Origin of the sequence: Pseudomonas sp. NPDC088890 (assembly GCF_044900155.1) — a bacterium.
GTDB lineage: Bacteria > Pseudomonadota > Gammaproteobacteria > Pseudomonadales > Pseudomonadaceae > Aquipseudomonas > Aquipseudomonas urmiensis.
The window spans coordinates 1-19470 of sequence record NZ_JBJDNG010000005.1 but is presented as its reverse complement, the minus strand read 5'-3'; the positions used below and the strand labels follow the sequence as shown (position 1 = coordinate 19470).

Sequence of the window (19470 nt, the reverse complement as noted above, 5' to 3'; positions counted from 1 at the left end):
AAAATGCCCGGCGAACCGGGCAAGTTTTTCCAGCGTCGCGGTTACAGGTTGTAGCCGCGTTCGTTGTGTTGAGCCAGGTCGAGGCCGACCGACTCTTCTTCTTCGTTGACCCGCAGGCCCATCAGCACATCCAGCACCTTGAGAATCACGTAGGTGACGATGGCGGTGTAGACCACGGTGAAGATCACGCCTTTGGCCTGGATCCAGAACTGCGCGCCGATGTCCTCGACCGCGCCGAAGCCGCCCAGGGCCGGTGCTGCGAACACGCCGGTCAGCAGCGCGCCGACGATGCCGCCGATGCCGTGCACGCCGAAGGCGTCCAGCGAGTCGTCATAGCCCAGCTTGCGCTTGAGGCTGGTGGCGCAGAAGTAGCAGATCACACCCGAGGCCAGGCCGATCACCAGGGCGCCCATCGGGCCGACGGTGCCAGCGGCCGGGGTGATGGCGACCAGACCGGCAACCACACCCGAAGCAATACCCAGGGCGCTCGGTTTGCCATGGAAGATCCACTCGGCGAACATCCAGCCCAGCGCCGCAGCAGCGGTGGCGATCTGCGTGACCAGCATGGCCATCCCCGCAGTGCCGTTGGCCGCAGCCGCGGAGCCTGCGTTGAAGCCGAACCAGCCGATCCACAGCATGGCTGCGCCCATCAGGGTGTAGCCCAGGTTGTGCGGGGCCATTGGCGTGGTTGGGTAGCCTTTGCGCTTGCCCAGTACCAGGCAGCAGACCAGGCCTGCAATACCGGCGTTGATGTGCACTACGGTGCCGCCAGCGAAGTCCAGTACGCCCCAGTCCCACATCAGCGCGCCGTCACCGCTCCAGACCATGTGCGCAATCGGCGCATACACCAGGGTGAACCACACGGCCATGAAGATCAGCATCGCCGAGAACTTCATCCGCTCGGCGAAGGCACCGACGATCAGCGCCGGAGTGATGATGGCGAAGGTCATCTGGAAGGTGATGAACACCGCTTCCGGGAAGGCAGCGGTCAGGCTGTCAGGGGTAACGCCATTGAGGAAGGCTTTGGAGAAGCCGCCGACAAAGGAACTGAAATTGAGAACGCCTTTTTCCATACCGGTGGTATCGAAAGCCAGGCTGTAGCCGTAGACCATCCACAGGATGCTCATCAGGCCGGTAATGGCAAAGCACTGCATCATTACCGACAGCACGTTCTTGGAGCGGACCATGCCGCCGTAGAACAGGGCCAGGCCCGGAATGGTCATGAACAGGACCAACGCCGTCGCCGTGAGCATCCAGGCGGTATCGCCGGAGTTCAGCGTGGGGACAGCTTCCTCGGCCAGGGCGAGGCCTGGCATTGCGAGGGACAATAGGGCTCCTAGCCCTGCGATCTTACGCAGAGTCATGTTGTTTTCTCCTGGGGCGTTGGGTTTGGTGAGGCTTTTTTTGTTGCTTAGATCGCGTCGGTATCGGTTTCGCCGGTACGGATGCGGATCGCCTGCTCCAGATTGACTACGAAAATCTTGCCGTCACCGATCTTGCCGGTGTTGGCGGCCTTGGTGATGGCCTCGATTACCCGGTCCAGGTCCTTGTCGTCGATGGCAACGTCGATCTTCACCTTGGGCAGGAAGTCGACCACGTATTCAGCACCGCGATACAGCTCGGTGTGGCCCTTCTGCCGACCGAAGCCTTTGACTTCGGTGACGGTGATGCCCTGCACGCCGATTTCCGACAGCGACTCGCGCACGTCGTCCAGCTTGAACGGCTTGATGATGGCAGTGACTAGCTTCATGAAACTCTCTCCCGATTTGGTGGACTTGCCCCAGGAAAACAAACCCGTCTCAAGTCTAAGCGCAGCGCCCGGCTTTGTAACGCATCGTTGGCACCCTCCTCACCGTCGATGCACGCCTCGACGGTGCTGAACAGCCTTTCGGCTCGGCCTGCGCACTGCCTGGTCACAAGGAACTGCATCAGTGCATGGCTCGCAGAGGTCTTTGCAGAAACCTTGCCAGGTCGGATAAACCGCCCAAAAACAGCTTGTTGCGTGAAACACGAAGGATTGGCCAGTCGCCACCAGCAAAAACATGCACAACTTCGGTGCGCGTCATTCAGGGGCGCTGCGCAAAAACTGTGCAACGCAGGGGCAGCCAGAGAGCCAAAGGTGGCGTGCTACACTGGCGCTCTTTTCACTGATCAAGCGGACAGCCGAACATGCTCGCGCCCAAAGCCCTACTCGACGCCCTCAGCGACCAAGCCTCACGCCTGTTCAGCGGCGACACCGCGCAACCGCGCGCCGAACTGGAAAGCCAGTTCAAAGTCCTCATGCAAAGCGCCTTCAGCAAGCTGGACCTGGTCAGCCGCGAAGAATTCGACAGTCAGATGGTGGTCCTGGCGCGCACCCGCGCACGCCTGGAGGCCCTGGAGAAACAGGTTGCCGAGCTGGATGCGCGAATGGCTCCCGCCGCAGCGCCCCAGCCAGCAACGGATAACTCAGCAGCAGATTGATGCAGGCCGTCATTTGGCTTCGTTAGCCCTGCCCCTCCAGAGGGCAGGCGCCCGGGTCTGAATTTTGTTTTATGCCAACATTATCTTTTTAGGTATAAATTATACCAAGCGAGATAATTTAGGATAATTCGATGAGCCCTTCCCGCCCGATCTTCAAACGAGAGCTATTGGCCAAGACACTTGCCAACGATCTGGCCGGGGAATCGCTGGTCGACTATAGCTCGGGGATGTTCCTGGCAGCCCCGCGGCGTACGGGTAAGAGTACCTTCCTCAACAACGACCTGATCCCGGAGTGCGCACGCCGTGGCTGGCTGCCGGTGTATGTCGACCTCTGGGCAGACCGCGAAGCCGACCCCGCCGACTTGATCAGCGCCGCCATCGGTAACGCCTTGGGCCAATACCAAAGCGCGTTCGAAAAAGTCGCTAAGAAGGCGGGAATCGACAAGATCAACTTGCTCCGTACCCTGAGTTGGGATTTCAGCAAGCCGCGCCTGCCACAAGGCACCACCCTGGCTCAGGCACTGGGGGTATTGCATGCGGTAGCGGGCAAGATGGTCGTGCTGGTGATCGATGAAGCGCAGCACGCGCTCAATACCGAAAGCGGCATCAACGCCATGTTTGCCCTCAAGGCTGCCCGCGATCAGCTCAACCGCGGCAGCGACCCGGATGGCCTACGGTTGGTATTCACCGGATCAAGTCGCGACAAACTGGCCAACCTGGTACTCAAAAGCAAACAGCCCTTCTATGGCGCCAACATCACGCCCTTTCCGCTCCTGGGCAAAGAGTTCGTCGCATTCATCACCCAGGTGTGGAACCAACGCCTGGCCGCTACCAACCAGTTCAAGGTCGAAGATCTCGAGTATGCATTCGGCCTGGTCGGCAGACGCCCGGAAATGCTCGCCAAATTGCTCGCGGAAGTCAGTGTCGGCTTGGGCGAAGCGGGCAATCTTGGCGAGTTGCTGAAAACCGGTGCACTCAATCACCAGGCCGGGGTCTGGAGTGATTACGAAAGTGCCTTCAACGAGCTTTCGCCCTTGCAGCAGGCGGTATTGGAGGTGATGGCGCGGCGCGTCATCGACAAACAGCCGTTTTCGCCGTTCAGTGAACAGACCTTCACAGAAATCAACCGTCGGCTGGAGCTGGGCCAGAACCTGCCGAACGCGACGGCTCCCAATGTGCAGAAAGCCCTTGAGGTGCTGCGCGAGCAAGAGCTGGTATGGAAAGCCAATCGCGGCGAATACGCATTGGAAGATTCCGCCATGGCCGAGTGGCTGACCAGAGCGTGAGCCGCGCACCTGCGCTTGCCGGTAAAACCTCGACTCACTCTTTCCAGTTGCCTCGGTGACGGCGCCGCTACGCTTTGAAAAGCCGCAGGAGGCGGCCTACATCTCAGCGACCACGGAGTGTCCATGTCCCTTGCCCTTGTCCACAGCCGCGCCCAGGTCGGCGTGCAGGCGCCGGCTGTCAGCGTTGAAACCCATCTGGCCAACGGCCTGCCCAGCCTGACCCTGGTCGGCTTGCCGGAAGTGACGGTCAAAGAAAGCAAGGACCGCGTGCGCAGCGCCATCGTCAATGCCGGTCTGAACTACCCCGCCAGGCGCATCACCCAGAACCTCGCCCCCGCCGACCTGCCCAAGGATGGCGGACGCTACGACCTGGCCATTGCCTTGGGCATTCTCGCCGCCGATGGCCAGGTCCCGGTAGCTACCCTGAGCGACATCGAATGCCTGGGCGAGCTTGCCCTCTCGGGGGCAGTGCGCAGCGTGCAAGGCGTGCTACCCGCCGCGCTCGCTGCCCGCGAGGCCGGTCGCGCCTTGGTGGTGCCGCGCGATAACGCCGAAGAAGCGAGCTTGGCGAGCGGGCTGGTGGTGTATGCCATCGGCCATTTGCTGGAACTGGTCGCTCACCTAAATGGCCAGGTGCCGCTGCCACCTTATGCTGCCAATGGCCTGGTCCTGCAGAGCAGGCCTTACCCAGATTTGAGCGAGGTGCAAGGCCAAATCGCGGCAAAACGCGCCCTGCTGGTAGCGGCGGCAGGTGCGCACAACCTGCTGTTCACCGGCCCGCCAGGTACTGGCAAGACCCTGCTCGCCAGCCGCTTGCCGGGTTTACTGCCGCCGCTGGATGAACACGAAGCGCTGGAAGTTGCCGCCATCCAGTCAGTCAGCGGGCGCACACCCTTGAACAGCTGGCCACAGCGACCTTTTCGCCATCCGCACCACTCGGCCTCCGGGCCGGCATTGGTCGGTGGCGGCAGTCGTCCACAGCCAGGCGAGATCACCCTGGCCCATCACGGCGTGTTGTTTCTGGACGAACTGCCCGAGTTTGAACGCCGGGTGCTTGAGGTGCTACGCGAGCCGCTGGAATCGGGCGAAATCGTCGTCGCCCGGGCCAAGGACAAAGTCCGCTTCCCTGCCCGCTTCCAGTTGGTGGCGGCAATGAACCCCTGCCCCTGTGGTTACCTGGGCGACCCCAGCGGACGCTGTCGCTGCAGCTCCGAGCAGATCCAGCGTTATCGCAACAAGCTCTCCGGCCCGCTGCTCGACCGCATCGACCTGCACCTGACCGTGGCCCGCGAAAGCACCGTGCTGACCAACACCCCCAGCGGTGAGACCAGCGCCAGCGTCGCCCGCGTGGTCGCCGAAGCTCGCGACGTACAGCAGCGCCGCCAAGGCTGCGCCAATGCCTTTCTCGACCTCGAGGGTCTGCGCCGGCACTGCCCCTTGAGCGGCGAAGACCAGCGCTGGCTGGAAAACGCCTGTGAACGCCTGACGTTGTCGCTGCGCGCGGCGCACCGATTACTGAAGGTCGCACGGACCTTGGCCGACCTGGAACAGGTGCAGGACATCGCACGCACGCATCTGGCCGAGGCGTTGCAGTATCGGCCGGGGTCCTGACAGGAGCGGGCTGGGAGGCCCATACACCGGTTCAATCCTCGCCATAGCAGCAATATATTTTGCGCGCTAACTATTTGCGCTCAATATTGCCTCCAGACAGCAAGCAGTCGTCGCCCACTACCGACTCATCTGGAGAACGATCATGACCCTTCGCAAAAGCTTCGCCATTGCCGCTACCACCTTCGCCGTTGCCAGCAGTGCCAGTGTCTTCGCCCAATCCGGTGAAGTCCGCGCCTACCACTACGGCATGGACATCGATCAGGTGATCAGCGTGCAGGCCCCGGCAAACCCTCAAGGCCACAGCAGTACCGCCACACTCACCTACCGCGACAGCAATGGCCAGGTACACCAGGTGAGCTACAGCCAACCCAACACCCTCGCCAATCAGAACTGAATGTGAGTCAGACACACCGAACAGGGCCGCTTTGCGGCCCTTTCGCATTAAAAGGCCATCACCAAAATAGAAACATCTTGTAATATTTAGCACGTAATTTTAGTTGTACGACATCCTATCTACTGTGTTCGACTGCGCCAGCTCTCACAACAAAAATAACGGAGACACCATCGATGACGAGCATACCTTCCGTGGAGGGCAAAACTGCCACGCCCTCGCAAAGCCGCCTTTCTCGGGTAGTCAAACTGCTCGGGCCGGGCATCATTGCCGTGCTGTCCTGGCTCGGCGCAGGTGATCTGATCACCTCGTCGGTGGCCGGGGCCAACTACGGTTACGCGATGATGTGGGTGCTGGCAGTGTCACTGCTGCTGCGCTACCTGATCGTCAATATCATTGCCCGCTTCCAGCTGTGCAATAACCAGGGCATGACCATTCTCCAGGGCTACGCCCAACTGCATCCGGTGTTTGCCTGGTTCATGCTCGGCTATGCCTTGCTCATGGGCCATCTGATGAATGCCTACATGATCAAGGGTGCCGGCGAAGCGCTGGCGATGCTGCTGCGCATCGACTATCCGCTGCTGTGCTCGATGGCCGTGGTGCTGGCGGTATGGATGCTGGTCGGGCGCAATATCTACTCGATGATCGAAGGGGTGATGAAGCTGCTGCTGGCAGTGATGACCCTGGCGTTTCTCGCCCTGGCGGTGATGTCTGGCCCAGATGTGGTCGGCATCGTCAAAGGCACCATCGGCTTTAGCATCCCTGCTGATGAGGGCGTGCACGGCGCCATGCTGGTCGCGGTGTCGGTGATCGGTGCGGTGGCAGGGTCGGTGGCCAACTTCGTCCACCCGTACGTGATGCGCCAGAAAGGTTGGACCGGCCCGCAGCACAAGCGTGTACAGCGCAATGACCTGCTGTTCGCGGTGTTCGTCGGCATCGTGATCAACCTGGCGATCTGGATCGTCGGCGCAGAAATCCTGCGTCCCAATGGCATCGAAGTGAACACCCTGGGCGACCTGGGCAAGGCCCTGGAAATGTTCTTCGGCCCGATCGGTTGGTACATCTTCTTCATCGGCGTGTTCGCGACCTTGTTCGCCAGCATCTCCGGCAAGACCACTGCCTTCCCGATGCTGATTACTGATGCCTTCCAGCACGTGCGGCCACAGCGGCGTGAGCGCTATGGCAAGGAGTTCCACAAGGACCCGGCGCACCGCTGGTTCATGCTGTTCATCCTGGTCACGCCGCTGATCTGGTCGATCCCCGGCATGCCGGACTTCGTCACCCTGACCATCGGGGTCAGCGCACTGAACATCGTCGGTCTACCGGTGATTTCGCTGGGCTTGCTGATCATGTCCAACCAGAAGTCGCTGCTGAGCAAGGAGTACCGCAACAACCTGTTCGAGAACATTGCCCTGGCCTTCGCCACCGGCCTTGCGTTGTGGGTAGCGTTCCAGCTGGGTGTGGATCTGTTCACTTAAGTCATCGTACAACGTGACCGGGGTTGCTTCGCGGCCCCGGTATCAAACAGCCAAGGCCAAGCCTATTGCCTGCAACAACGCCTCTTCGCTGAATGGCTTGCGCAAACAGGCCACCGCCCCTTCGCGCATCGACTCATCCAGCCCGGCATCGTTCCAGTGTGCAGTCATGCAGATCACTGGCACGCGCCAACCCATCGCCGCCAGTTCACGTAGAACCTGCAAGCCACCGAGCCCCGGCATTTTCAAGTCGAGCAAGACGCAGCCCGCCTCACGCGCCATCCCTGACCCGAGGAATTCCTCCCCCGAGCTGAACGGCAGCGGGTCGAAGCCTGCTGAGCGCAACAGGTTGGCCAGGCTTTTGCGAACGGACTCGTCATCATCGACGATGCACACCCAAGCCTTGGCGGTTGAAACGGGTCCGTTCATGCGGCGCCCTGGCCCTCGACGTAGCCAGAGCTCGCGACCACGTTGTGCATCGAAACCAGATCGACCAGCGAGCGCGACTGCATCTTGTTCATGATGTTTTTCTTGTGCACCTTGGTCGTCACTTCGCTGGTTCCGATGTGTTTGGCGATCTGTTTGTGCGACAGCCCACTGACCACCAGCGAAAACACCTGGCGCTCGCGAGTAGTGAGGCGCGCATACTTGTCTTTAACCTGTCGCGCGTGCTGCCACGCCCTGCCCGCCGCCACCGCGCGCAAACGTACGACATCGAGCAGCGCCAACAGCTGCTGCTCATCGAACGGTTTGGTCAGCACCTCGATCGCCCCCGCGCGCATTGCCTGCACCGCCATGGGAATAGTCCCGTAGCCGGTCATGAACACCACCGGCCACGGCAGGTCGAGCTTGCCGAGCATGTCCTGAAGCTCCAGCCCAGTAGCGGCTGGCAGATTGATGTCCAGCAACAGGCAGGCATAAGGTGAATCCCACTGCGCCTGCAGCAGTTCCTCTGCCGAGGCGTAAAGCCGGTGAGGGATACCCTCCACCCGCAACAACCTGCCCAGCGCGGAGCGCACCGATGGATCGTCGTCCACCACCAGCACCGGCACAGCGGCGCCATCGTCGCTCGGGGGCGGTAGGTCGGGATCGAGGTTGAATGAAGGGCTATGGGCAAATGACGCAAGGTCTGCGGCAGTATCGACTGCCAACCGGTAGCCTCGACGGGCGACGGTCTGGATCAGGCGCTTGTCACCGAGCATCTTGCGCAGCAGCGATACCTGCACCTGAAGATTGTTGTCCTCGACCACGGTGCCCGCCCAGACCTGGCTGAACAGCTCTTCCTTGCTCACCACGCGGCCCTTGGCCCTGACCAGCATCGCCAGGACATCGAACGCACGGCCACCCAGAGGCAATGGCTTGCCGTCGAGGAAAGCCTCTCGTCGCTCCAGCGACACCAGCGCATTGCCTAGTCGGATCATGATCGTCTCGAGTTTCACAGGCCAAGGCGGTTGCACAGCCCCATGCAATCTAGGTGAGCGTGCGCGTTCAGACAATTATCCCGAGGGATAGGTTGGCCTGAGGATACACCTCCAACGCACGCGGCAATCGAGCAAAGGCCGCGGCGCAGGATCCAGAACGGTCAGATTGGTTCCCATTCCTGCCAAGCCGCCTACAACGGGCATTCGCGCCGGGTCCGCTGCGTATACTCGCGTTGAACATGCAGGCTGCAGGGGATGCGCGATGCTGGGTGAACGCCTCGTTCAATGGCCTATCGATCACGATCCGTCGATCGATGAAGACTGGCTCAACCGTTGCGATACGGCCTTGCTGGCACAGGAGGGCGAGCTCAGCTACTTCCGCTTGTGGGACGCACGTTCTGCTCGAGCTTGGACGGCGATACGCGCGCCAGTGGAATCGCCCGCTGCCTGCCAGCGTCTGGAGCGCGACTACCGACTGCGGCTCGACCCTGAATGGGCTGTCACGCCATGTGCATTCGTGCGCTCGGCCGAAGGCCCCTTGTTGGTCTACCCAGCAGGTGAATCGCTGGCCGAAGTCATCGCCCAAGGACGGCCTACCCTGGGCGCGTTTCTGCAGATCGCGGTCAACGCCAGCAACGCACTGGCGCAGGCCCATCAGGCCGGGGTCTTGCATGGCGCGCTGCAGCCCCAGCATGTCGTATTGCTCGCTGATAATCGGGTCAAGCTCGGTGGGTTCCAGGCCGACAGCGGCCAGCGGATCAATGATCAGGGCAGAGCAATCGACACCTGGTCGTTCCTCGCACCCGAGCAGGTTTGCCCGCACGGCTCCAGCAGCGACCGACGCAGCGACCTCTACGCCCTAGCCGCCATCCTCTACCAACTACTGGTGGGTGAACTACCGCTGGCCGGTCGCGACAAGCAGCATTGGCGCCAGCTGCACGCAGGCGTTCGGCCCCGCCCCGCCGCCGAGCTCAGCCCAGACGTGCCCCAGGCGATCAGCCTGATCCTCGCCAAGGCACTGGCCAAAGAGCCTGATGCGCGTTACCAGAGCGCCCAGGCGCTGGCCGTCGATCTTGCCCATTGCCAGCGTCAATGGCAGGCGAGCCAGACGATCGCGACCTTTACCCTGGGCTGCTCCGACCCCATGCCCTGCACTCACGAGCGCCTGTATGGCCGCAGCAGCGAGTTGCAGTCCATCGCCCGCATCCTCAAGACCTTGCGTCGTGACAGCACAGCCCAAGCGCTGTTCATCAGCGGGGCGACGGGCATGGGCAAATCGAGTCTGGTCAAGGCGGCCTTGCGCGATCATGACGCCGGCTATTGGGCGGCCGGCAAATGCAACAGCCTGGAGCAGGCCATCCCCTACGCCCCGTGGGTCGACATCCTCGGCGCGCTGACCACCCAGTTGCTGGCCAAGAACCCTGCAGACCTGGAGACCATCCGCAGCCAGATCCAGCAGCGCATCCAAGACCGCGGCCGCTTGCTCGGCACCCTGGCCCCAGAGCTGAAGCTGATCATCGGGCCAATGGCCGAATTTCCGCAACAACCCTCTCGGCTGGCACTGGAAAAGGAGTTGCGGGCAATCGTCGATTTCCTTCAACTGTTCACCGCGCCTGGCCGGCCATTGATTCTTTTTTTCGACGACTTGCAGTGGGCTGACGACGCCTCGTTGCACCTGCTCAGGGAGTTGCTGGCGCGCTCCCCGGCTAACCTGCTGCTGATTTTTGCCAGCCGCTGCAATGCTGCCGGCAACCCGGCTGGCAAAGCCTACGAACTGGCCAACTCTACCCATTTGACCCCGCTGCACAGCCATCACCTGGAGCTGCTGGCGCTGCCTGTCGATGCCGTCGCTCAGCTGATCAGCGAGCGCTATCACGTCAGCACTGACGACGCCCAGCAGGTCGCTGAACTGGTGCACGCGAAAACCGCCGGCAACCCACTTTTCGCTCGGCAAATCCTCAAAGCCATGGTCGAAGACAAATTGTTCACCTTCGACCCCCTGGCCATGCGCTGGTCGTGGTCTCTCGAAGCTGTGGCCCAACACCGTTATGCCGACAATGTCGCCGACCTGATGATCCATCGCCTGGGCCGCTTGCCAGCGGCGCAACGGGAGATCCTGCGAGTCGCCGGCGCCGCTGGCGGGCGCTTCGACCCACCGCTGCTGGCCAAGCTGGTGACGATCGACCACGATCGCTTGGGCGAGCATCTCAGCGCTTTGCTGGACGCAGGCTTTCTTGCGGCCAGCCAGCACGGCTTGAGTTTCTCGCACGACCGCGTGGAGGAAGCCGCCTACCTGCTGACTGCCGCTCCGGAGCGCGCTGCACAGCATGCCCAGATCGCCCGGGTGATGAAATACGTGTGGCGCAATGCGCTGGCCGATGCAGTGTTCGAGATCGCCAATCAGGTGCAACGTGCAGAAAAGTCTGTGTTCAGCACTGAGGAGTGCGAGGCCTACCTGATTCTCCTGATGGAGGCGGCACGACGCGCCCGTGACTCGGCCTCGTACGAGCAAGCCGCAGGATATCTGAACGCCGGCGAGGAACTGCTACAGACCTGCGGCTCGCCAGCGGTCGACTACCGACACGCCTTCAGCCTTGCCTGCATGGCGGCAGAAGGCGACATGCTGCTGTCGCGCATGAGCCAAGCCCAGCAGCGGATCGGTGAATGCCGCAAACGGGCGCGCTCGCCGCTCGACCAGGCCATCGCCTGCAAACTGCGCGCACGATTCAAAACCCTGCATTCAGACTATGACGCGGCGATCAACGATGCGCTTGAAGGCCTGCGCCTGCTGGGCATCGAGCTTGGCCGTGGCAGCGATGCGCTCCAGGTCGAGGCTCAACTGCGCAGTATCCAGGCGCTGATCGAACAGCGCGGCCGGCATTGCCTTGAGGCGTTGCCCAAGGCCGAGAGCGAAACAGTCATCGTCGCCATTGGCCTACTGGCGACCTTGTCTTGCTCCTTCTTCATTGATGACGATATCCGTTACCTGCACCTGGCGAAAATCCTCGAACTGACCCTCGCGCACGGCGTTGCCCCCGGCAGTACCTACGGCCTTGCCTGGTTCGGGGTGATGGCGGCAGAGCGCTTTGGTGCGTATCACGATGGTCACGCCTACTGCCTGGCGGCGCTCAAACTGATCGAGCGGTACGGCTTTGAGGTCGACCTGACCAGCACCCTGCTAGCCCTCGACCAAGTCAGCGCCTGGACTGCGTCGATGGATTTCGCCCGGCGCACCGCGCAGCAAGCCATCGACTCGGGACGCTTGAGCGGCGACCTGGCGATGGCCTGCTACGCCTGCAACCATTTGGTCTCCGATTCGCTCGTGATGGGCCAGCCCTTGCATTCGGTTGCCGAGGAAATCCAACGCGGCCTGGCTACTGTGCGCCAGTATGGCTATCGCGATATCGAACAGATCCTGCTGGCCCAACAGGCCTTCGTGAGCGCCTTGAGCGAGGGTGGCGAAGCCTACCGCGACAGCCTCGAAAGCTCGCGCTACGACGCCGTGGAAACCCACGCCACCTCACGCACGACGTTATTCTTCAAGCGGCTGTTCGAAGGCATGTCGGCGTTCTACCTGGGGGATATCAACCAGGCCGTGGTCGCCCTAGAACGCGCTGCCCCCCTGACCTGGGCAGTGCCTGCGCATATCAACCTGGCCGACTATCACCTGTTTTGCGGCTTGACCCTGGGCAGCCCGGAAGCGCCCGGCAGCCTTGAGCACAAGCGTGAACAGTTGAGCCGGCTGCGCGAGCTGTTCAGCCAGTGGGCACAGTTCAATCCAGTCACCTTCCGCAACAAACTGCTGTTGATCGAAGGGGTGATCGCCAGACTCGACGGCGATGGACTGGCAGCCATCCGCTGCTTTGACCAGGCGCAGATCGCCGCTACCGCCGCAGGCTTCATTCATGAACAAGCGCTGGCCCACGAGCAACTGGCCGAGGTGTGCATCCCCAGCGGTCTGATATCCGGCGCCAACCTGCACCTGCGTATTGCCCGCGACTGCTTCCATATCTGGGGTGCAGTCGGCAAGGTGCGGCAGTTGGAAACACTGCACCCGTTTTTGCGTACCCAGCCGATTCAGGAGACCTATCGCTCGACCTCCCAGGCCAGCCTGGACCTTGAAGCCGGCATCCAGGCTGCGCGGGCGCTGTCTGAAGAAGTGCTGCTTGAAGGGCTGATCGAAACGCTCATGGGCCACCTGACCCTGCACTCCGGTGCCGACCACGGCGCGTTGCTGATCGTCAGCGGTGCCGAGTTCCAGATGGCCGCCAGTGCAGCCATCAGCGACAGCGGGCTGCAAGTGAGCATGGAAGATTGCCAGAAGTTCATCACCCAAGCGCCGCTATCGATCATCAACGCGACCATGCGCACCAAAAAGCCGCTGCTGCTGCATGACGCCCTGTCCGACTGCCCCGAGGCCTTCCGCCACGACCTGCAAGCGCGCGGCGCGCGCTCGGTGCTGTGCCTGCCGCTGGTGATTCAAGGGGTGTTGATCGGCCTGGTCTATCTGGAAAATCGACTGGTGCCCAACCTGTTCGGCAGCCAGCGGCTAGCCATGCTGGAAATCCTCGCCTCGCAGGCCGCAGTATCGCTCCAGACGGCCAAGTTCTATACCCGCCTGGCCGAAGACAACCAGGCCCGCGCGCAGATGGCCGCGGAACTGCGCCACTCGCGCGCCGAGCTTGCGCGCAGCTCGCACCTGCAGGTGATGAACGAGTTGTCCGCCTCGATCGCCCACGAAATCAGCCAGCCCCTGCTGGGCATCGCCTCCAATGCCGCGGCCAGCCTGCGCTGGCTCAAGCGCGAGCAGCCCAACCTTGAGGAAGCCATCGGCGGCCTGCAAGACATCCGCGCCGACAGCGAACGGGCGGCGAGCATCGTCAAGGCGTTGCGCGCCCTGGCCAAGCAGACGCCGATGCAGCTCAAGGTGGCCAGGCTGGATGAGTTGCTCGAAGACGTTATCCGCATGACTTCATCCGATGCGCTCAGGGCTGCGGTGAAGGTCCAGGCGCAACTGCAGCCTGGGTTAAGCGCCAAGGTCGATGCAGTGCAGATTCAGCAACTGGTGTTCAACCTGATCACCAATGCCCTGGAAGCGCTAAGCGATTTTCGCACTGACGGGGTGCTGCAGATTGCCTGCGCCCTTGGCGAGGCAGGCGTTGAAATCAGTGTGGATGACAACGGCCCAGGTATCGCGCCAGAGGAGCAAGGGCGGGTTTTCGATGCGTTCTATACCACCAAGGCCAGTGGCTTGGGGATGGGCTTGGCGATCTGCAATTCAGTCGTGCAGGCGCATGGCGGCAGTCTGCGTGTGCAGGCCTCGACGCTGGGCGGCTGCCGGATTGTGGTGACGCTGCCCTGAAAGCTGGGGCCGCCGCAGCGGCCCCGCGGTATTACTTGGCCGTGAGTGCCGAGTAGCTGTTCATCAGGTTGCGATAGTTAGGAATCCGCTGCGACAGCAGATTACCCAAGCCTTCGATGTCGTTGCGCCAGTCACGGTGCAGCTCACACGCCACCGAGAACCAGTTCATCATCTGCGCCCCGGCCTGGGTCATGCGCACCCACGCCGCCTGCTGCACGGTTTCGTTGAAGGTGCCGGACGCATCCGTCACCACGAACACCTCAAAGCCTTCGGCCAGGGCCGACAAGGTCGGGAACGCCACGCACACGTCAGTGACCACGCCCGCGATGATCAACTGCTTGCGCCCAGTGGCCTTGATCGCCTTGACGAAATCTTCGTTATCCCACGCGTTGATCTGCCCTGGACGGGCAATGTATGGCGCGTCCGGGAACATTTCCTTGAGCTCGGGCACCAGCGGGCCGTTCGGGCCTTGCTCGAAGCTGGTGGTCAGAATGGTCGGCAGGCCGAAGAACTTGGCCAGATCGCCCAGGGCCAGGACGTTGTTCTTGAATTCGTTGGGCGAGAAATCCTGGACCAACGAAATCAGACCGGTCTGGTGATCGACCAGCAGTACCACGGCATCATCTTTGTTCAGGCGCTTGTAGTCGGGATTGCTCATGATGTAACTCCTTGGGTTGGGAACACCCTTCAGACCTATCCATAGGGATAGAAATGGCTTAAGGGTGGTAGCTCGGAACTTGCGATCTGGCCGACTGGCGCCAGGCCTTGGGCGGCTGCCCGACCAGGCGGCTGAAGACACGGGTGAAGTGCGACTGGTCGAAAAACCCGCACTCCAGGCTGACATGGGTGATTGGCGCTTCAGTGACCAGCAGTTGCTTGGCCTTCTCCAGCCGCGCCAGCAGGCGCCAGGCCTGTGGTGAGAGCCCGGTATTGATCTTGAACGCGCGAGAGAAGTGGCTGCGGGTCAGGTTGCACACAGCGGCGATCTCGATGATCGACAGGTCGCTGTGCAGCATCAGCTCCTTGGCTCGATGCAGACGCCCGGCCGTAAGTGCGCCTGGCTCGGTCTGGGTGGGCATGGCGAGGCTCCTCTTTCAATGGGAGCAGTCTCGCCGCCGGCTCATGACAAAGTCCTGAGGCAAAGCTTAATAGTTCTTAATTGTGCCGCCCGCGCCTTGTTAAGATGCCGCACAGATTCAAGAGGTATATGGGTTATGCAGCAGCCCCATGCTTACAAAACCGTGGCAGTGGTCCTGTTCGATGATGTGCTGATGCTCGACGTGACGGGCCCATTGGACGCGTTCGCCCTGGCCAACCGCTTCTTGCCTGCAGAACGCCGTTACCGCCTGCTTACCCTGGCTGAGGGCGAAGGCAAGATCCGCAGCTCCTGTGGCTTGCAGGTGGTGGCTGACCTCAGCTTGCAGCAGCTGCCCGGTGACATTGACCTGTTGCTGGTACCAGGCGGACCGGGCGCCTATGACGTGGCGCTGCCTGGGCTGGAAAACTGGCTGCCCCGGGCCGTAGCCAGCGCCAAGCGCTTTGGCGCGATCTGCACCGGGGTGTTCTTGCTCGGCCGCGCCGGCCTGCTCGGCGGCTTTCGCTGCACGACCCATTGGAACTACGTGGAGCGCCTGGCCCAGCAGTTTCCCGAAGCGAAGGTCGAGACCGAGCAGATCTACGTGACTGACCGCAACCTGATCACCTCGGGCGGGATTACCGCCGGGATCGACCTGGCCTTGGCCGTGGTCGCCGAAGATCACGGCAAAGCGTTGGCCTTGGAAGTGGCCAAGGTGCTGCTGGTGGCCCGCCATCGCCAGGGCGGCCAGTTGCCCTACGGGCCATTGCTTGCCGCTGTGCCGCGCGATGGCTCACCTATCGCCAGGGTCCAGGCGTATATCGTCGATCACATCGACCAAGCGTATACCGTGCAAAAGATGGCCGAGCTGGTGGCGATGAGCAGCCGCAATTTTGCTCGCACCTTCCACCGCGAGGTGGGCCTGACACCTCTGCAGTACCTGCAGAATGCGCGGATCGACCACGCCCGCAAACTGCTTGAAGGTAGCGACCTTGCGTTGAAGGTAGTGGCGGCGCGCAGTGGTTTTGGTAGCGATCGGCACATGCGCAAGGTGTTCTGCGAACGGATCGGGATGACGCCGAATCAGTATCGCGCGCAGTTTGGCGAGGGCTGAGGGCAAAACTGACTGTCACCTTCAAGGAGACAATCAGTCTCATACGATCCAGATTGTCCAAGCCTCCCCGACACCCCACAATCCGCCCTCCACCTATTCAACGCTGCCCCGTAGCAGCTCATGGAGTCCGAGCGATGCCACACGAAGGCAGCCTTCTACAAACCGCGGTGATCTTTCTGCTTGCCGCCGTCATTGCCGTGCCTCTGGCCAAGCGCCTGCAGCTGGGGGCCGTTATCGGCTATCTGCTCGCCGGGGTGGCCATCGGCCCACAGGCCTTGGGGCTGATCCGCGATACTGAAAGCGTCGCGCATATCTCCGAACTGGGCGTGGTCCTGCTGCTGTTCATCATCGGCCTGGAGCTTTCGCCTCGACGCCTGTGGCTGATGCGCAAGGCGGTCTTCGGCGTGGGCCTGGCGCAAGTGCTGCTGACCGGCGCCGTCATTGGCGCCATTGCCGTGTTCGGCTTCGGCCAATCGCTGCCGGCGGCGCTGGTGGTGGGGCTGGGCCTGGCGCTCTCCTCCACTGCGCTTGGCCTGCAAAGCCTCGCCGAGAGTAAGCAGCTCAACGCGCCGCATGGCCGCTTGGCGTTTGCCATCCTGCTGTTTCAGGACATCGCCGCCATTCCCCTGATCGCACTGGTGCCGTTGCTGGCTGCCAGTGGCCCGGACACCAGTCATGGCGACAGCCTGGAGCATGGCCTGAAGGTGTTCGCCAGCATCGCAGTGGTCATCGTCGGCGGTCGTTACCTGCTGCGCCCGGTGTTCCGCATCGTCGCCCGCACCGGCCTGCCAGAAGTCTCCACCGCCACTGCGCTGCTGGTAGTAATCGGTACCGCCTGGCTGATGGAAGAAGCCGGTATCTCCATGGCCCTGGGCGCTTTCCTGGCCGGCCTGCTGCTGGCGGACTCGGAGTATCGCCACGAGCTGGAGTCACAGATCGAACCGTTCAAAGGCTTGCTGCTGGGGTTGTTCTTCATCAGTGTGGGCATGGGCGCAAATCTCAGCCTGCTGCTCGAGGCCCCCCTTCTGCTGCTGGGCCTGACGCTGCTGCTGGTGGCGGTGAAACTGCCACTGCTGATGCTGGTCGGGCGCATCGGCGGCCTCAACAAAGCCAATGCGCTGCGCTTGGGCGTGGTGCTGGCGGCCGGTGGCGAGTTTGCCTTCGTGGTCTTCAAGCTGGGCAAGGACCAAGGCCTGTTCGACGCCTACACCTATGACCTGCTGCTGATGACCATCACCCTGTCGATGGCCGCTACCCCGATGCTATTGATCATCTGCGCGCGCCTGCTCAAGCGCCCGCAAGCCACCCGCGAAGTGCCCGAGCAGTACAAACAGATCCAGACTGATGCGCCGCGTGTGGTGATCGTCGGCATGGGCCGCATGGGCCAGATCGTCTCGCGCATCCTGCGCGCGCAGAACATCCCCTTCATCGCCCTCGACACGTCGGTGGACGCCATCGAAATGACCCGCACCTTCGAACAAGTACCGGTGTTCTATGGCGACCCACTGCGCGCCGAGGTGCTGCATGCGGCGAAGGTCGGCGAGGCCGAGTATTTCGTGATCACCACGGATGATCCTGAGATCACCACCCGCACTGCCGAACGGGTCAAGCGCCTCTACCCGCACTTGAAAGTGTTGGCCCGGGCACGTAACCGCCAGCATGTGCACAAGTTGACTGACGTTGGCGCCGTACCGATTCGGGAAACCTTCTACTCCAGCCTGGAGATGACCCGGCGCGCTTTGGTTGGCCTGGGCTTGACCGAGGAGCAGGCGGCGGATCGTATCGAGCGCTTCACCGAGCATGACGAACAGGTGCTGGAGACCCAGGGCCGTGTGCGTGATGACCGCGCCAAGGTAATGCAGAACGCCAAGGAGGCGCGGGAGGAGCTGCAACGCTTGTTCGAGTCTGATGCCGATTGAGCGGCTCAGGCAAAAGCCAGACGGGTAATCTGCGGATGTTCTCTATGTGCGGCCTGCCAGAGATCGTACGCGGCTTGCTCAGCCAAATACTGGCGGGCATCACCGAGGCCTGCCAGCTCAAGACGATAAGCCAAGTCGGCAGAGAGGGCGGCGCGGCCATTGAGCACGGTGGACAACTGCCCTCTGGAATAACCTAGGTGACGAGCCAATGCCGAGACATTCATGCCGATCGCAGGCAAGACATCTTCGCGCAGAGATTCGCCGGGATGAGGCGGATTGTGTATAGCCATAGTCTGTAACCTGAAGATTTATCAGTTCAGAAGTTTGTGCTTGATGAACTCGAATTACCCGGGCATGCCTTCCATGGGAATCGTGGGATTCTTCCCAAATGCGCGAGTTCTAGAACAACTGGAGCCGCTTTGCGCCCCAAGATTGTTGTATCAGCATCGTCCTACAACCGCTGAATACCTTTCTTACTGGTTACCACCAGACCAGCGAAATACCCTACGAAATCTGTCGCCCCCCATCTGATTGTCCGGGAAATCCAAGCCCACTAGGCTGACCGGGTCGCTGACGTTTCAGCGATCGGGTGTGGAAACCTGGAAGGTCAAGATTGGACTGCCTCAATGGCAGTTGTGCGCGGGAGGCCTCTGGCCTACCGGATTCCTTCTTGACCGGTTTTCCACCCCGCGTACAGCTGCCGCCCTCTGCGTGGAAACAGATTGGTTGCAGTCCACTCAAGAAGGTTCTGCAATGAAAAAAATCGTCCCCGACCCACCGCTCCCCAGCACCCAGCAACACGCCTTCGGCCACTGCGACGCCGGCCATCCGCCGATCTTCTGTGTCAATCCCAACATCACCGCCCACGACGCCTTGGTGCATGTCGCGCTGTACCTGCGCAGCGCCTACGCCAGTGGCTACCAGGCACTCGATCATGTGCACGAAAAAGGCAAAGGTCTGTTCTGGGCCAACCTGCACGCCGTCGAAATGGCTGATGCGCTGGTTGAAGCGATGCTGGAAGGGATCGAGTCGCAGCCTGTGCGCTGAATAGCTCGCCAGCTTTTTCACCGACACATGCAAAAAGGCCGGCACCCCCTTAGGGATGCCGGCCTTTTCGATTGCAGTGGCTGATTATTGACCCGCAGTCAGCGCGTTGTAGCTGGTCATCAGGTTGCGGTAGTCCGGGATGTGGTTGGAGCACAGCGCGGCCAGGCCTTCGATGTCGTTGCGCCAGTCGCGGTGCAGCTCGCAGGCCACGCCGAACCAGGTCATCAGCTGGGCGCCAGCACGGCTCATGCGGTCGTGGGCGGCGTCGCGGGTCATCTCGTTGAAGGTGCCGGAGGCATCGGTCAC

16 protein-coding genes and 1 pseudogene are annotated in these 19470 nt (G+C 61.8%); 9 read left to right on the top strand and 8 right to left on the bottom strand.

What is annotated here, in order from left to right:
- Positions 1–41 precede the first annotated feature (41 nt).
- Positions 42–1364, bottom strand: coding sequence for an ammonium transporter (locus tag ACI2JX_RS12510; protein ID WP_186552955.1), 1323 nt, complete (start codon positions 1362–1364; stop codon positions 42–44).
- Positions 1365–1411: 47 nt separating this feature from the next.
- A complete protein-coding gene (gene glnK / locus ACI2JX_RS12505) occupies positions 1412–1750 on the bottom strand; it encodes a P-II family nitrogen regulator (RefSeq protein WP_002555808.1) in 339 nt (112 codons plus the stop codon).
- Positions 1751–2169: 419 nt separating this feature from the next.
- Between glnK and ACI2JX_RS12500 the strand changes: the two genes are divergently transcribed.
- From ACI2JX_RS12500 to ACI2JX_RS12480, 5 genes are all read left to right on the top strand, one after another.
- Positions 2170–2463 carry an accessory factor UbiK family protein gene (locus ACI2JX_RS12500; RefSeq protein WP_404690186.1) on the top strand — a complete coding sequence of 98 codons (294 nt, stop codon included), beginning with the start codon at positions 2170–2172 and terminating at the stop codon, positions 2461–2463.
- A 131-nt stretch (positions 2464–2594) separates the two neighbouring features.
- Positions 2595–3749 carry a hypothetical protein gene (locus ACI2JX_RS12495; protein WP_404690185.1) on the top strand — a complete coding sequence of 385 codons (1155 nt, stop codon included), beginning with the start codon at positions 2595–2597 and terminating at the stop codon, positions 3747–3749.
- 123 nt (positions 3750–3872) lie between these two features.
- Positions 3873–5360, top strand: a complete 1488-nt coding sequence (locus tag ACI2JX_RS12490) for a YifB family Mg chelatase-like AAA ATPase (protein ID WP_404690184.1) — start codon at positions 3873–3875, stop codon at positions 5358–5360.
- Between the two features lie 142 nt (positions 5361–5502).
- On the top strand, positions 5503–5754 hold the full coding sequence (locus ACI2JX_RS12485) for a DUF2790 domain-containing protein (protein WP_264233915.1): 252 nt from the start codon (positions 5503–5505) through the stop codon (positions 5752–5754).
- Positions 5755–5927: 173 nt separating this feature from the next.
- Complete coding sequence (locus ACI2JX_RS12480; RefSeq protein WP_186552976.1) at positions 5928–7229, top strand: Nramp family divalent metal transporter; 1302 nt, start codon at positions 5928–5930, stop codon at positions 7227–7229.
- A gap of 42 nt (positions 7230–7271) precedes the next feature.
- Here ACI2JX_RS12480 and ACI2JX_RS12475 read toward each other — a convergent pair whose 3' ends face one another.
- Positions 7272–7655 carry a response regulator transcription factor gene (locus ACI2JX_RS12475; protein WP_404690183.1) on the bottom strand — a complete coding sequence of 128 codons (384 nt, stop codon included), beginning with the start codon at positions 7653–7655 and terminating at the stop codon, positions 7272–7274.
- On the bottom strand, positions 7652–8647 hold the full coding sequence (locus ACI2JX_RS12470) for a response regulator (protein WP_404690182.1): 996 nt from the start codon (positions 8645–8647) through the stop codon (positions 7652–7654). Before ACI2JX_RS12470 ends, ACI2JX_RS12475 begins: the two co-directional genes overlap by 4 nt.
- Positions 8648–8909: 262 nt before the next feature.
- On the opposite strand from ACI2JX_RS12470, the gene ACI2JX_RS12465 reads away from it, so the two are divergent.
- On the top strand, positions 8910–14009 hold the full coding sequence (locus ACI2JX_RS12465; protein ID WP_404690181.1) for an AAA family ATPase: 5100 nt from the start codon (positions 8910–8912) through the stop codon (positions 14007–14009).
- Positions 14010–14040: 31 nt separating this feature from the next.
- Here the strand turns inward: ACI2JX_RS12465 and ycaC are convergent, their stop codons facing one another.
- The gene (ycaC, locus tag ACI2JX_RS12460) at positions 14041–14667 is read right to left on the bottom strand and encodes an isochorismate family cysteine hydrolase YcaC (protein ID WP_186552979.1); all 627 of its coding nucleotides are present in this window, start codon (positions 14665–14667) and stop codon (positions 14041–14043) included.
- 58 nt (positions 14668–14725) lie between these two features.
- Positions 14726–15088: a helix-turn-helix domain-containing protein gene (locus ACI2JX_RS12455; RefSeq protein ID WP_404690180.1), complete on the bottom strand. Its 363-nt coding sequence runs from the start codon at positions 15086–15088 to the stop codon at positions 14726–14728.
- Positions 15089–15223: 135 nt separating this feature from the next.
- Here ACI2JX_RS12455 and ACI2JX_RS12450 point away from each other — a divergent pair, with 135 nt between their 5' ends.
- Together ACI2JX_RS12450 and ACI2JX_RS12445 are read left to right on the top strand one after the other, a co-directional pair.
- Positions 15224–16198 (top strand): GlxA family transcriptional regulator, encoded by a 975-nt coding sequence (locus ACI2JX_RS12450; protein WP_264233928.1) that lies wholly within the window; start codon positions 15224–15226, stop codon positions 16196–16198.
- 134 nt (positions 16199–16332) lie between these two features.
- Positions 16333–18117, top strand: coding sequence for a monovalent cation:proton antiporter-2 (CPA2) family protein (locus ACI2JX_RS12445; protein ID WP_404690179.1), 1785 nt, complete (start codon positions 16333–16335; stop codon positions 18115–18117).
- A 5-nt stretch (positions 18118–18122) separates the two neighbouring features.
- Here the strand turns inward: ACI2JX_RS12445 and ACI2JX_RS12440 are convergent, their stop codons facing one another.
- Entirely contained in the window at positions 18123–18407 is a 285-nt protein-coding gene (locus ACI2JX_RS12440) for a HigA family addiction module antitoxin (RefSeq protein WP_404690178.1), read from the bottom strand.
- Between the two features lie 463 nt (positions 18408–18870).
- Between ACI2JX_RS12440 and ACI2JX_RS12435 the strand changes: the two genes are divergently transcribed.
- A complete protein-coding gene (locus ACI2JX_RS12435) occupies positions 18871–19164 on the top strand; it encodes a hypothetical protein (protein WP_186552983.1) in 294 nt (97 codons plus the stop codon).
- A gap of 84 nt (positions 19165–19248) precedes the next feature.
- Here ACI2JX_RS12435 and ACI2JX_RS12430 read toward each other — a convergent pair.
- Positions 19249–19470: pseudogene (locus ACI2JX_RS12430) on the bottom strand (hydrolase); the annotation flags it as partial.

Excerpts from the sequence above, each read along its gene's own strand:
- ACI2JX_RS12510 (WP_186552955.1), bottom strand. The coding sequence starts at position 1,364 with ATGACTCTGCGTAAGATCGCAGGGCTAGGAGCCCTATTGTCCCTCGCA.
- glnK (WP_002555808.1), bottom strand. The coding sequence starts at position 1,750 with ATGAAGCTAGTCACTGCCATCATCAAGCCGTTCAAGCTGGACGACGTG.
- ACI2JX_RS12500 (WP_404690186.1), top strand. The coding sequence starts at position 2,170 with ATGCTCGCGCCCAAAGCCCTACTCGACGCCCTCAGCGACCAAGCCTCA.
- ACI2JX_RS12495 (WP_404690185.1), top strand. The coding sequence starts at position 2,595 with ATGAGCCCTTCCCGCCCGATCTTCAAACGAGAGCTATTGGCCAAGACA.
- ACI2JX_RS12490 (WP_404690184.1), top strand. The coding sequence starts at position 3,873 with ATGTCCCTTGCCCTTGTCCACAGCCGCGCCCAGGTCGGCGTGCAGGCG.
- ACI2JX_RS12485 (WP_264233915.1), top strand. The coding sequence starts at position 5,503 with ATGACCCTTCGCAAAAGCTTCGCCATTGCCGCTACCACCTTCGCCGTT.
- ACI2JX_RS12480 (WP_186552976.1), top strand. The coding sequence starts at position 5,928 with ATGACGAGCATACCTTCCGTGGAGGGCAAAACTGCCACGCCCTCGCAA.
- ACI2JX_RS12475 (WP_404690183.1), bottom strand. The coding sequence starts at position 7,655 with ATGAACGGACCCGTTTCAACCGCCAAGGCTTGGGTGTGCATCGTCGAT.
- ACI2JX_RS12470 (WP_404690182.1), bottom strand. The coding sequence starts at position 8,647 with ATGATCCGACTAGGCAATGCGCTGGTGTCGCTGGAGCGACGAGAGGCT.
- ACI2JX_RS12465 (WP_404690181.1), top strand. The coding sequence starts at position 8,910 with ATGCTGGGTGAACGCCTCGTTCAATGGCCTATCGATCACGATCCGTCG.
- ycaC (WP_186552979.1), bottom strand. The coding sequence starts at position 14,667 with ATGAGCAATCCCGACTACAAGCGCCTGAACAAAGATGATGCCGTGGTA.
- ACI2JX_RS12455 (WP_404690180.1), bottom strand. The coding sequence starts at position 15,088 with ATGCCCACCCAGACCGAGCCAGGCGCACTTACGGCCGGGCGTCTGCAT.
- ACI2JX_RS12450 (WP_264233928.1), top strand. The coding sequence starts at position 15,224 with ATGCAGCAGCCCCATGCTTACAAAACCGTGGCAGTGGTCCTGTTCGAT.
- ACI2JX_RS12445 (WP_404690179.1), top strand. The coding sequence starts at position 16,333 with ATGCCACACGAAGGCAGCCTTCTACAAACCGCGGTGATCTTTCTGCTT.
- ACI2JX_RS12440 (WP_404690178.1), bottom strand. The coding sequence starts at position 18,407 with ATGGCTATACACAATCCGCCTCATCCCGGCGAATCTCTGCGCGAAGAT.
- ACI2JX_RS12435 (WP_186552983.1), top strand. The coding sequence starts at position 18,871 with ATGAAAAAAATCGTCCCCGACCCACCGCTCCCCAGCACCCAGCAACAC.